10 protein-coding genes are annotated in these 12,112 nt (G+C 61.0%); 9 read left to right on the top strand and 1 reads right to left on the bottom strand.

The genetic code is table 11. From position 1 onward, the window contains the following. Positions 1 to 104 precede the first annotated feature (104 nt). The 4 genes from pgaA to pgaD are packed head-to-tail and all read left to right on the top strand — an operon-like array spanning position 105 to position 6,479. Positions 105 to 2,585: a poly-beta-1,6 N-acetyl-D-glucosamine export porin PgaA gene (gene pgaA, locus QOM10_RS00830; protein ID WP_316917415.1), complete on the top strand. Its 2,481-nt coding sequence runs from the start codon at positions 105 to 107 to the stop codon at positions 2,583 to 2,585. Between the two features lie 12 nt (positions 2,586 to 2,597). Then, on the top strand, positions 2,598 to 4,595 hold the full coding sequence (gene pgaB / locus QOM10_RS00835; RefSeq protein WP_316917416.1) for a poly-beta-1,6-N-acetyl-D-glucosamine N-deacetylase PgaB: 1,998 nt from the start codon (positions 2,598 to 2,600) through the stop codon (positions 4,593 to 4,595). A 1-nt stretch (position 4,596) separates the two neighbouring features. Then, positions 4,597 to 5,952, top strand: coding sequence for a poly-beta-1,6-N-acetyl-D-glucosamine synthase (gene pgaC / locus QOM10_RS00840; RefSeq protein WP_127925382.1), 1,356 nt, complete (start codon positions 4,597 to 4,599; stop codon positions 5,950 to 5,952). Further along, positions 5,949 to 6,479 carry a poly-beta-1,6-N-acetyl-D-glucosamine biosynthesis protein PgaD gene (pgaD, locus tag QOM10_RS00845; RefSeq protein WP_127925383.1) on the top strand — a complete coding sequence of 177 codons (531 nt, stop codon included), beginning with the start codon at positions 5,949 to 5,951 and terminating at the stop codon, positions 6,477 to 6,479. The genes pgaC and pgaD overlap by 4 nt, the downstream gene beginning before the upstream one ends. 95 nt (positions 6,480 to 6,574) lie before the next feature. Here pgaD and QOM10_RS00850 read toward each other — a convergent pair whose 3' ends face one another. Continuing rightward, entirely contained in the window at positions 6,575 to 8,098 is a 1,524-nt protein-coding gene (locus QOM10_RS00850) for an FAD-dependent oxidoreductase (RefSeq protein ID WP_150775422.1), read from the bottom strand. A 139-nt stretch (positions 8,099 to 8,237) separates the two neighbouring features. On the opposite strand from QOM10_RS00850, the gene QOM10_RS00855 reads away from it, so the two are divergent. The 5 genes from QOM10_RS00855 to QOM10_RS00875 all read left to right on the top strand — a co-directional run bounded on the left by QOM10_RS00855 (position 8,238) and on the right by QOM10_RS00875 (position 12,077). Beyond that, positions 8,238 to 8,798: a YbhB/YbcL family Raf kinase inhibitor-like protein gene (locus tag QOM10_RS00855; RefSeq protein ID WP_127925385.1), complete on the top strand. Its 561-nt coding sequence runs from the start codon at positions 8,238 to 8,240 to the stop codon at positions 8,796 to 8,798. A gap of 86 nt (positions 8,799 to 8,884) precedes the next feature. Beyond that, positions 8,885 to 10,582: a VWA domain-containing protein gene (locus QOM10_RS00860; protein ID WP_316917417.1), complete on the top strand. Its 1,698-nt coding sequence runs from the start codon at positions 8,885 to 8,887 to the stop codon at positions 10,580 to 10,582. A gap of 30 nt (positions 10,583 to 10,612) precedes the next feature. Next, the gene (locus QOM10_RS00865; protein WP_316918357.1) at positions 10,613 to 11,194 is read left to right on the top strand and encodes an RNA polymerase sigma factor; all 582 of its coding nucleotides are present in this window, start codon (positions 10,613 to 10,615) and stop codon (positions 11,192 to 11,194) included. Next, positions 11,191 to 11,787 carry a hypothetical protein gene (locus QOM10_RS00870; protein WP_316917418.1) on the top strand — a complete coding sequence of 199 codons (597 nt, stop codon included), beginning with the start codon at positions 11,191 to 11,193 and terminating at the stop codon, positions 11,785 to 11,787. Before QOM10_RS00865 ends, QOM10_RS00870 begins: the two co-directional genes overlap by 4 nt. A 20-nt stretch (positions 11,788 to 11,807) precedes the next feature. Further along, positions 11,808 to 12,077 carry a hypothetical protein gene (locus QOM10_RS00875; protein WP_316917419.1) on the top strand — a complete coding sequence of 90 codons (270 nt, stop codon included), beginning with the start codon at positions 11,808 to 11,810 and terminating at the stop codon, positions 12,075 to 12,077. Positions 12,078 to 12,112: the final 35 nt, after the last annotated feature.

A 12,112-nucleotide genomic window follows, 5' to 3' on the forward strand; every position in this document is an offset into this window, starting at 1 on the left:
AACTGCCTGACTAAGCTTGGCCGTTGCATGTGCATTGGCGGCCACCGTTACGAAAGGGCAAGGAGGGCATTGCGACCCGGCTGGCCATGTAAGGATGCTGACGAATGCCGCGGATTGATGTTCCCGTATTACATCGTGGTTTACGCCCTTTGTTTCGAGTCGCGCTGTGCAGCCAGTTGCTCTGGCCGGCGCTCGCGTTTGCCGACACACCCTATGATCAGATGGTGCGCGACGCCCGTGCCGGGCAAACCACGCCGGCGCTAACGGTTTTGCGTCAGGTGCCGCCCGGCCAGTCGACCACCGGGCAGATCAGCGATCACCTGCAGATCGCCAGTTGGGCCGGACTCGACGCCGAAGTGGTGCAGGTCTATGAAACCCAGGGCCGCGACCGCGTCCTGCCGGTTCAGGCGCTGACCGCCACTGCGCGCGCCTACCGCAACCTCAAACGCTGGGATCAGGCGACTCAGGTCTACAACAAGGCTTTGGCGTTGGAGCCGGATAACGCCGACCTGCAACTGGGCCTGGCCCTTACTCACGCGGATGCTGGCAAACCCGACGAAGCGGTGAGCCGCGCCAAAGCACTGGTGGCGGCCAAACCTGATGATCCTTCCCGTCGTCTGGCGCTGGGCTACGCGTTGACCCGCGCCGGCAAACAGTACGACGCCCTGTTCGAATACGATCAGGCCTTCAAGCGTGCCGGCAGCAAACCGGAAGTCGCCCGCGAATATGTGGTCGCCCTGCAGAAGGCGCGTCTGCCGGAACCGGCGTTGCGTCTGGCCAATCAGCGTCCGGGCCTGATCGATCCGGTGACCCTGCGTCGCCTCGAAGGCGATCTGGCCGCCGAGCGCGTGCGCCTCGCCGAACTCGCCACCCGCAGTGAAAAAGAACGCTACGTCATCGCCGATCGCGCGCTGGCCGACTACGACAAACTGCTCGCCACCTGGACAACGGACGCCACGGCTCACGACGACGTGATTCGCTGGCGCATCGATCGCATGGGCGCGCTCAAGGCCCGGGCGCGCACCGCCGACGTCATCACTGAATACCAGAAGCTGCAAGCCGAGGGCGTGAGGATTCCGACCTATGCCCTGCGCTGGGTGGCCGCGTCTTATCTGGATCAGCGTGAGCCGGAAATCGCCACCGACCTGTATCGCCAAGTGCTGGCGGCGCCGGACGCCGATGTCGGCGACCGACTCGTAGACACCACAGCGCTGTACTACTCGCTGCTGGAAAGCGACCGCGCTGATGAGGCGCGCAAAGTCGCCGAAGACGCCGCCAAATCCCAGCGCCCGCGTGTCGAACTCAAGGGCTTGCCGATCGGCAACCCCAATGATGAATGGATGGACGCCCAGCAACTGGCCGCGCAGGCCGGCACTTACAGCGCTGACTTGCCCCATGGCGAGGAGCGCTTGCAGACGCTGGTCGATCAGGCGCCGGGTAACGTCGGTTTGCGTCTGGCTCAGGCCGATTTATACCTGGCCCGTAACTGGCCGCGCCGCGCAGAAATGCAGCTCAAGGAAACCGAGAGCATGGTGCCACGCGCCATGGGCCTGGAAATTGGCCAGGCCCACACCGCGATGGAATTACAGGAATGGCGGCAAATGGATGCGCTGACCGACGACGTCGTCGCACGTTATCCGGATAACCGCCAGGTACAGCGTCTGGCCCGCGAGCGCGAAGTGCATGACATGTCCGAGCTGCGCGTCGAAGCCTACGGCGGCAAGGCCAACGGTGGCGGCAGCGGCGATGCTGGCGCCGTCAGCGGCAGCCGCGATTTCGGCATCCAGACCACCCTGTACAGCCCGCCGATCGATGAAGACTGGCGCGTGTTCGCCGGGGCCGGGTATGCCACCGGCGACTTCGCCGAAGGCACCGGGCACCACCGCTTTCAGCGAGTCGGCCTGGAACGCCGCACTCGTGACATGACCCTTGAAGCCGAAGTGTCCAATCACGATTACGGTTTCGGCGACAAACAGGGTGCGCGGCTGGCGATCGCCCGTGACATCAACGATCACTGGCAGTACGGCGGCAGCCTTGAATACCTCTCGGCAGAGACGCCGCTGCGCGCGCTCAACAGTGACATCAAGGCCAACGGCGGCAGCGGTTTCATTCGCTGGCGCGCCAATGAAAGTCGCGAGTGGCGCCTGTCGGTGAGCCCGTCGCACTTCAGTGACGGCAACAACCGCGTCGAAGCCTTGCTCACCGGGCGCGAGGGCGTCTACAGCGCGCCGAACGTGCAGGTTGATGCGGGACTGGAAGTCGGCACCAGCCACAACTCCAAGTCCGATGACGTGCCGTACTTCAACCCAAAATCCGACTTCAGCGTGATGCCGCTGGTCAACGTCAATCACGTGCTCTACCACCGCTACGAAACGGCCTGGAGCCAACAATTTCAGGCCGGTGCGGGCACGTACAGCCAGCGTGAGCACGGCACCGGCGGCATGGCTTTGCTCGGTTACGGCCAGCGCTATGCCTGGAACGACGTGTTCGAGGTGGGCGGTTTGCTCAGTGTGATCAACCGGCCCTACGACGGGGATCGGGAGACCGATCTGCGTCTGCTCGTCGACCTCACTTTCCGCTTCTAGAAGAGTTTGAAGATGCCTTTGATTTCGCGTTTCATCCTTCTGCTGGGAGCGCTGCTGGTCAGCGCCTGCGCCCAGCAAGCTCCGGCCTTCGCGCCGCCGTCCGAGCGTCCGCTGGCGGCCAGCGAAAAACCGTGGCCGAAAAACCACGTGCTCGGTATTGCCTATCACGACGTTGAAGACCGCGATCCTGATCAGGCCGTAGTTGCGGTGCGCACCGAGCGCCTGATCGAGCAACTCGCGTGGCTGCGCGAGAACGGCTACAAACCGGTCACCGTCGACCAGATCATGGCTGCGCGCAAGGGCGGCCCGGAGCTGCCGGCGAAAGCGATTCTGCTCAGTTTCGACGACGGTTATTCGAGCTTCTATACCCGCGTACTGCCGGTGCTGCGTGCCTATAACTGGCACGCGCTGCTGGCGCCGGTCGGCAGCTGGATCGACACGCCGCTCAATCAGCCAGTGGATTTCGCCGGTGCCCCGCGCGCACGTTCCGACTTCCTGACCTGGGATCAGATTCGCGAAATCTCGAAATCCGGTCTGGTCGAAATCGCCGCGCACACCGACGCCAATCACAAAGGTATTTTGGCCAACCCGCAGGGCAACTTGCAGCCTGCCGCCGCGACACGGCGCTACGATCCGCTGACCAAGCGCTATGAATCCGAGGTCGATTTTCAGGCGCGGATCCGCACTGACGTGAACAACATCTCGGAAAAAATCCGCAAGGTCACCGGCAAGAAACCACGCGTCTGGGTCTGGCCGTATGGCGCGGCGGACGGCACATCGCTGACGGTGGTCGGCGAGGAGGGCTACGAAATGGCCCTGACCCTCGAAGACGGTCTCGACGCCCTCGACAACCTGATGAGCAGCCCGCGCTTTCTTGTCGCTTCGGATCCTGACGGCGAGCGTTTCGCCAACAGTATCGTCGACGTGCAGTCGGATTTCGTCATGCGCGTTGTGCATGTTGATCTGGACAACGTTTACGACCCGGATCCGGCGCAGCAGGACATCAACCTCGGAAAACTGGTGCAGCGCATCGCTGACTTGGGCGCCAACACGGTGTTCCTGCAAGCCTTCGCCGATCCCAAGGGCGATGGCCTGGTGCATTCGCTGTACTTCCCCAACCGTCACTTGCCGGTGCGTGCGGATATTTTTAACCGCGTCGCCTGGCAACTACGTACCCGCGCTAACGTGAAGGTCTTCGCGTGGATGCCGGTGCTGAGTTTTGGTCTCGACTCGAAACTGCCGCGCGTGACCCGTTGGGACCCGAAAACCGGCATCACCTCGGTGGATCCGGATCAGTACCAACGCTTGTCGCCGTTCGATCCTGAAGTGCGACGGATCATCGGTGAAATCTACGAAGACGTGGCGCGCCTGACCTCGGTCAACGGCATTCTTTACCACGATGACGCGGTACTGTCGGATTTCGAAGATGCCGGCCCTGAAGCCTTGAAAGCCTACGCTGCCCACGGTTTGCCGGGTTCGATTGCCGCATTGCGCGACGATCCGGCAGCGATGCAGCGCTGGACGCGCTTCAAGAGCCAATACCTCATCGACTTCACCAACGAGCTGACCGCCAAAGTCCGTGCGATTCGCGGCCCGCAGGTGCTGACCGCACGCAACATCTTCGCCGAACCGATGCTCAACCCCGAGAGCGAAGCCTGGTACGCACAGAACCTCGATGACTTCCTCGTGACCTACGACTGGACGGCGCCGATGGCCATGCCGCTGATGGAAAAGCAGACCCAGGCAGAGTCCGGCCCGTGGCTGGAAGCGCTGGTGGCCACGGTCAAAAAGCGCCCCGGCGCGCTGGATCGCACGGTGTTCGAATTGCAGGCGCGGGACTGGACGAAAAAGGATCAGGCTGACATCGATGGTGCCCTTCTGGCGGACTGGATGGGTCGCCTCAAACGTCAGGGCGCGACCAGTTTCGGTTACTACCCGGACAACTTCCTCGACAACCTGCCGGACCTGAAAACCGTAAGGCCTGCGCTCTCCAACAAATGGAATCCATAACATGCTGGATAGACTGTTAGCCCTGCTTGTTCTGGCGCTCGTCCTCGGCGTGCCGCTGGGCCTGATCTTCCTTGTCACCGGGCAGTTCCTGATGGACTTCGTGTTCTTCTACCCACTGTTCATGTCCGGGTTGTGGATTTCCGGTGGCCTGTATTTCTGGCTGCACTGGGAGCGTCACTGGCCGTGGCAGGACGACACCCTGCCGCCACCACTGGAAGGCGAGCCGCTGATCTCGATCCTGATCCCTTGCTACAACGAAGGCGACAACGCCGCCGACACCATCCACGCGGCGCTGGCCCAGCATTACCCGAACATCGAAGTCATCGCGATCAACGACGGCTCCAAGGACAACACTGCCGAAGTGCTCGACGCGCTGGCCAAGGAAGATCCACGTCTGCGCGTGCTGCATCTGGCGGAAAACCAGGGCAAGGCTGTCGCGCTGCGCATGGGCGCGATTGCCGCGCGCAGCGAATATCTGGTGTGCATCGATGGTGACGCGCTGCTGGCGCCGAACACGGCAGCCTATCTGGTCGCGCCGATGCTGGATAACGCACGCCTTGGCGCGGTGACCGGCAACCCACGGATTCGTACGCGCTCGACGCTGGTCGGGCGGGTTCAGGTGGGCGAGTTCTCGTCGATTATCGGTCTGATCAAACGAACGCAACGGGTGTTCGGGCGGATCTTCACGGTCTCTGGGGTGATCGTCGCGTTTCGCCGCACGGCGTTAAACCGGGTTGGCTACTGGAGCCCGGACATGATCACCGAAGACATCGACATCAGTTGGAAGCTGCAACTCGATCACTGGAGCATCTTCTACGAGCCGCGTGCGTTGTGCTGGATTCTGATGCCGGAAACCCTCGGCGGTTTGTGGAAGCAGCGTTTGCGCTGGGCTCAGGGCGGAGCCGAAGTGCTGTTCAAGAACATTCGCGGCATCTGGCAGTACCGTCATCGTTACCTGTGGCCGCTGCTGTTTGAATACTGCCTGTCGACCGGTTGGGCGTTTACTTTCCTGTTGTCGGTGATCTTCTGGGGCGTGGGCAAGTTTGTGGTCATGCCGGAGGCGATCGCGGTGGATCACCTGATGCCACCAGCGTTTACCGGGTTGCTGCTGGCGTTTGTCTGCCTGGTGCAGTTCGCCGTCAGCATCATCATCGACCGCCGCTACGAGCCCGGGTTGGGCAAGACCATGTTCTGGGTGGTGTGGTACCCGATCGCGTTCTGGTTTGTCAGTCTGCTGACCACGCTGGTCAGCTTCCCGAAAGTGCTGTTCGGCCAACATCAGAAACGTGCGCGTTGGGTCAGTCCCGACCGGGGTATCAAGCCGATTGGTGACGACGAAGAGGAGGTCATCAAATGAAAATCATCCGGACTCGCCAGCGGCCTTTTCTGGTCGTGGTCGATGTGGTGCTTACCGTGGTGGCGTGGGTGGGGCTGCTGTTTCTGCTGATCCGTGGCTTGTGGCCGCTGGTCGAAACTCACGCGGGCGGCCCGCTGATCGATAAATCTGCGTTCGACGCGCTGGGCACCCTGCAGATTTATCTTTGGATTGCCTTGGTCAACGCGGTGATTCTGATTTCCTGGGCGCGTTATCAACAGCGCAAGAGTCGCAGTTTCGCGCAACGCCGGTTGCCTTCGCCGGTGATCGACGATGAAGGGTTGAGCAAGAGTTTCAAACTCTGCGATGACCGCTTTCAGAAACTGCGCACGCCCGGGGTGATGACCATTCACAACGATCAGGAAGGCGATATCAGTCACGTGGTGACGCATTTCTGGCCGGTGAAACAGGAGGAATTGCCACCGCCGCTGGCACCGCTGGAGCATCCGCGAGTGATCTTTCTGCATGCCGAAGATGACGATAATCGCGAACCCCTTACCCGGCTTTGATCGTTCCCACGCTCTGCGTGGGAATGCCTCTTGGGACGCTCCGCGTCCAGTGACGTGCATTCCCACGCAGGCGCGTGGGAACGATCAATCGGCCGCTAATCGCGGATCAGTTCCCAAGCCTCTTCCATCGGCAGCGGTTGCTTCATGCGCTCGGTGAGTAACGCCATCGCTCTTTCTTTCTCGCAAGCCACGGCGGCAACTACCATACCGTTTCTACCGAACAGACCAATAAATGGCGGATGTTCAGGCTCGCCGAGAAACTCCACCTCATCCCAGTGCTCAGCGTGGCCGAGGTAGTCGTAGTTCTTGCCGAAATGCCAAGTCCAGAAGAACGGCACGTCGAGGTAACGTTCGTCGCCACCGAGCATGTTGGCGGCAGCAATTCGCGCATGTTGTTGAGCCAGGCGCCAGTGCTCGATGCGTTGTAACTGGCCGTTCAACGGGAACGTGGCGATGTCGCCGATGGCCCACAGATTTTCGCTCACACGCAGGCCATCATCGACGCGCAATGACTGATCTTTTTCCCTCGGCAATGACGCGAAAGCTTCGGTGGCCGGGTGCACACCGATCCCCGCCAGAACCAGATCCGCAGAAAGCCGCAGGCCATTGTCCAGCAGCACGGCCTCTACCTTGTCGTCGCCGATGATCTCGGTGGCTTCGTGTTCGGTGATGAATTTCACCCCGTTCTGTTCGTGCAGCGCGCGGATCGCCTTGCCCACGGCTTCACCGAATTGCGCAGCGAAGGGAGTCGCGTGGCGAGCCAGCACTGTTACGTCGAGGCCATACTGGCGCAGGGCCGAGGCGCATTCGAGAGCGATGAAACTGTCGCCGATGATCACCGCGCGTTGCTCGGGTTTGGCGGCATTCATTATTTGCTCTGCCTGGGCTTTTGAGCGCAGGACGAAGACCTGTGGCAGGTCGGCGCCTGGCAATTCCAATGGATTGGGTTCACCGCCGGTGGCGAGCACGGCCGCGTCATAACGCAGGGACTGACCGTCGTTCAGATGCAACGTCTGGTTTGCAGCATCCAGCGAGGTGATTTGTTTTTCCAGTCGCTCGATGCGCTGCTCTTTATAGAAAGTTTCATCTCGCAGCGGCGGCGCTTCCTCGGGTGGCATGTCCCCGGCGAGGACAAATTTGCTCAGCACCGTGCGGTCGTAACCGGCATCGGTCTCGCGGTCGATCATGACGATGCGGCCACCGAAACCCTTTTCCCGCAGCGCCGCTGCACATGCCGTACCAGCGGCGCCCGCGCCGACAATCACGAACGTACGCGAATCATCCGCCGGAGGAGTATGCGCATCGGGCAACGGTTGTTCATCGACCCAAACGTCATCGCCGCGCAGCTCCAGTGGATACCGCTTGAGGCTGTCGAGCGCTGGCGGCTCACATAGTGCGCCGTCTTCTGCGCGAAACGCCGCCTTGTGCCACGGGCAGATCAGCCGTCCGTGACACAACGCGCCGTCAGCCAGCGGCGCCCCGGCATGTGGGCATTCGCCCTGAAAGGCGCGTAGCTGCTCACCGACGCGCAACAGCACAATCTTGCACTCGCCGATTTCAACTTGCAGGCCACGGTCTTCAGGGACATCGGCTATACGGGCGACACGGTGCAGGGACATGATCGGCTTCCTCGCGGGCATTTCTCTTGTGAGTTTGCGCCGCAGGGCGAGGTTCAGCCATTTGCCACTGCCACGGCACGAACGGTACAGCTATAGTTTGCAGGCCGACGACGGCCCAACTGCACAAGGTGCTCCCGGAATGACCCGATTGACCTCTCTCAACCCCTGGCTGGCGGCCATTGCCGTCACCCTTTGCGTGCAGTTTCCAGCGCAGGCCCAGGAGCGTTTCACCCTGAGCATTCCGGGTGTTTCCGATAACCGCCTGTTTACCTCGGCAGCGGCCAGCGATGCCGCCGGTTGTGGCGGCAAGAACCAGTCGCCAGCGCTGAGCTGGAACGCAGGTCCTGCCGGCACCCAGAGTTACGCGATCGTCATGCACGACCCGGACGGCCAGAAAGGCCTGGGCGTCGATCACTGGATTCATTACGGCATCAAATCCACCACGCGGCAGATCGCAGCGGGCGTCGGCGCCAAATCCGCATTCGAAGGTGTCGGCGGCACCAACAGCAAGGGCAACACGCATTACATGGGGCCGTGTCCGCCAGTGGGCGACAGTGCGCACCACTACATCATCCAGATTTACGCACTGGATCTGGCCCCGGATGCCTTGCCGGCCGGTCTGACCCGTGCCGAGCTGATGGAAAAAATCAAAGGCCATGTGCTGCGTAACAGCAGTGCGGTGCGGCGTTATCACCGCTGAAATTTTTTTAGCGGCGTTTAACCCGAACTGAAAGGGCTGCCCGTCTCAGTGGATGAATGATCAATTTCATCCCGAGGTCAGCCCCCATGTCTCATCCTCTCTTGCGTCCTGTTGCGGTTGCTGTGCTGCTGGCGCTCGCCGGTTGCGGTGCTTCGTCCACACCCGATTCCGCTGCTGTGCCAGCGCCGGCGCAGCCTGAGGTGCTGGTTCAGCATGAAGCGGTCATGGCTGACACCTCAATGGCCAAGCGCGCGCTGTACAAGATGCCCAATGCGGGCAGCGCGCCGATGCCGTTGAGTGAAAGCTATCCACAGGGCTATCGCGACGAGCAGCGCGAGCAGTATCAGACGTTGGCCGATAACCCGATACACAGCGTCGCCGAGACACCGGTTTCTACTTTCAGTGCCGACGTCGACACGGGCGCTTATGCCAACGTCCGCCGCTTGCTCAATCAAGGTCGACTGCCGCCAGAAGGCGCGGTGCGGCTGGAGGAAATGGTCAATTACTTCCCCTATGACTACGCGCTGCCCAGCGACGGCTCGCCGTTTGGCGTGACCACTGAACTGGCGGCCTCACCGTGGAACCCGCACACCCGCTTGCTGCGTATCGGCATCAAGGCATCCGACCGCGCTGTGGCGGAACTGGCCCCGGCCAATCTGGTGTTTCTGGTCGATGTCTCCGGCTCGATGGATCGTCGCGAAGGCCTGCCAATGGTGAAAAGTACGCTGAAATTGCTGGTTGATCAGTTGCGCGATCAGGATCGCGTTTCGTTGGTGGTGTATGCCGGTGAATCGAGAGTGGTACTGGAGCCTACTTCCGGACGGGAGAACGCGAAAATTCGTACAGCCATTGAGCAATTGACTGCGGGCGGTTCGACCGCCGGCGCTTCAGGTATTGAACTGGCTTACCAAATGGCGCAGCAGGCCTTCATTCCCAAAGGCATCAACCGCATCCTCCTGGCTACCGATGGTGACTTCAATGTCGGCGTCAGCGACTTCGACAGCCTCAAACAGATGGCTGTGGATAAACGCAAAAGCGGGATTTCGCTGACGACGCTGGGTTTTGGTGTAGATAACTACAATGAACACTTGATGGAACAACTGGCCGATGCCGGCGACGGTAACTACGCCTACATCGACAACCTGCGCGAGGCGCGCAAAGTGTTAGTGGATCAGTTGAGTTCGACCCTCGCCGTGGTGGCGAAAAACGTCAAACTGCAGGTGGAGTTCAACCCGGCGCAGGTCAGCGAATATCGCCTGCTCGGCTACGAGAACCGTGCGTTGAAACGTGAGGATTTCGGCAATGACAAAGTCGATGCCGGCGAAATCGGCGCAGGACACACGGTGACCGCGCTGTACGAAATTGTTCCTGCGGGTGAGAAGGGCTGGTTGGAGCCACTGCGTTACGGTAAATCGGAGCCGGTTGTTTCCGGGAAGAACGGAGAATTGGCTATGCTGCGTGTGCGTTATCAACAGCCTGAAGGTGGGGAAAGTCTGCTGATCGAGCGGCCGATTGCCAACCAGGTCGCAACCGCCAGCGAAGATCTGCGTTTTGCCGCCGCCGTGGCCGCGTTCTCCCAGCAACTCAAGGACGGTCGTTACACCGGCGATTTCAGTCTGAAAGATACGGAAACACTGGCCCGTGGCGCGCGCGGCGATGACCGCTTTGGCCTGCGCAACGAGTTCGTGCAACTGGTCGAATTGGCGCAAAGTCTGCGCACTTCGAGCGCTTCGAGCGCTTCGAGCGCTTCGAACGCGCTGGCCACTGAACGACGGATTGAATAAGTGAGTCGTCTGAAAGGCTTCATCAGTCAGCTGTTTGCCTCGGCAGACAGTTCAACCGCCAGCAGCGATGAGTCGCTGCTGGCGCGTTATCGCGAGGGCGACGGCGCGGCGTTCGAGATCTTATACGCGCGGCATCGTCAGGGTTTGTATCGTTTTCTGCTTGGATTAAGCGGCAAACCGGAATTGGCCGACGAGGTGTTTCAGGAGACCTGGCTGAGCCTGATCCGTAGCGCCAGTCAGCCACAAGGCCGGGCGACTTTTCGCACATGGCTGTTCCAGATCGCGCGCAATCGCCTGATCGATCACTGGCGTAAACACGGCGCCCGACAACCGCTGCACGACAGCTACGACGAGCAGGCACATGCCGTCAGCGATGAAGCGAATGATCCTGAACAACTGCTCAGCCTCAGCCGTGACAGCCAGCGCCTGGAAAACGCCCTGCAAAGCTTGCCCGTCGACCAGCGCGAAGTGTTCCTGCTGCGGGCCCACGGCGACCTCGATCTGGCGCAAATCGCCAGCCTCACCGAAGCACCGCTGGAAACCGTCAAAAGCCGCTTGCGCTACGCCCAGCAAAAACTGCGTCGGCTGCTGGCCGAGGAGGTACTGACATGACTGACGCCCGCCAGACACCCGAAGATCCGCTGATCAAGCATGTGCGTGAACAGCACAATGCCGAACCGCCAGCGCATCTCGATGCGTTCATCCTCAACGCTGCGCAGCGTCAAACCCCTGCGCCGAAACCAAGCCTGTGGCAACGCTGGCTGGGTATATGCCGCAAACCACGCTGGCAAGTCGCGTTCGCCAGCCTCGTTGGCGTGGCATTGATGTTGTCACTGGTACAGCGCGCTCCTGAGCCGCTGCGCCAGTACGACTACGCCCCAGCCCCGAAGCTTGCTGTACCCATGACCGAAACGGACTCAGCGCAACTGCACCGATTGTCTGCCCCGGCCGGCGCCATGCCGGCACCCGTGCCGATGATGGAAATGGCCGCACCGATGCAAGATCAAGCCAGCAGCGAAGATGAGGCCAAATTCAGCAAGCGCGCTGCCGCCCCGGCCAATGGCCTCGACGCACAACTGCGCGAAGTCCTGCGCCTGCGCGAATCAGGCCAATCGCAAGCCGCCGACAGCCTGTTCAACAACCTGCACAAACGCTACCCGAACGCCGATCTCGACGCCCGACTGGAACAGTTGCAGAAAAAATGACCGCCTGATCCCTCAGCCATTTGGCATTGCCCCGCAAAAACGCGCACTATCGGGGCATTGCCAATACGCTGGAGGACAACGTGGCAGCAAAAATTGACCGCATCGCCCAACTCCTCAACTGCCCGGAGAAGGGCGAGGAGATGAGGCGAGCGATTACCGAGACGCGTAAGGAGTTTCTGCTGAATCAGCCGGAAGAAGATGTCGTCGATGAAGACGAGGTTTTCGAAGAGGAGGTTGAGGAGGAAGAGGACGACGATGATTACGACGAGTTTGACTGGACGACGGAGTGACGTCGCATCAGTCCCTTTGCACCGCCCACAAAAAA

Source organism: Pseudomonas sp. P108 (assembly GCF_032613195.1).
Taxonomy (GTDB): domain Bacteria; phylum Pseudomonadota; class Gammaproteobacteria; order Pseudomonadales; family Pseudomonadaceae; genus Aquipseudomonas.

What these genes read in the sequence shown, in the direction of transcription:
- pgaD (WP_127925383.1), top strand. Translation starts at nt 5,949, where the DNA reads ATGAAAATCATCCGGACTCGCCAGCGGCCTTTTCTGGTCGTGGTCGAT.
- pgaC (WP_127925382.1), top strand. Translation starts at nt 4,597, where the DNA reads ATGCTGGATAGACTGTTAGCCCTGCTTGTTCTGGCGCTCGTCCTCGGC.
- pgaA (WP_316917415.1), top strand. Translation starts at nt 105, where the DNA reads ATGCCGCGGATTGATGTTCCCGTATTACATCGTGGTTTACGCCCTTTG.
- QOM10_RS00860 (WP_316917417.1), top strand. Translation starts at nt 8,885, where the DNA reads ATGTCTCATCCTCTCTTGCGTCCTGTTGCGGTTGCTGTGCTGCTGGCG.
- QOM10_RS00850 (WP_150775422.1), bottom strand. Translation starts at nt 8,098, where the DNA reads ATGTCCCTGCACCGTGTCGCCCGTATAGCCGATGTCCCTGAAGACCGT.
- pgaB (WP_316917416.1), top strand. Translation starts at nt 2,598, where the DNA reads ATGCCTTTGATTTCGCGTTTCATCCTTCTGCTGGGAGCGCTGCTGGTC.
- QOM10_RS00855 (WP_127925385.1), top strand. Translation starts at nt 8,238, where the DNA reads ATGACCCGATTGACCTCTCTCAACCCCTGGCTGGCGGCCATTGCCGTC.
- QOM10_RS00870 (WP_316917418.1), top strand. Translation starts at nt 11,191, where the DNA reads ATGACTGACGCCCGCCAGACACCCGAAGATCCGCTGATCAAGCATGTG.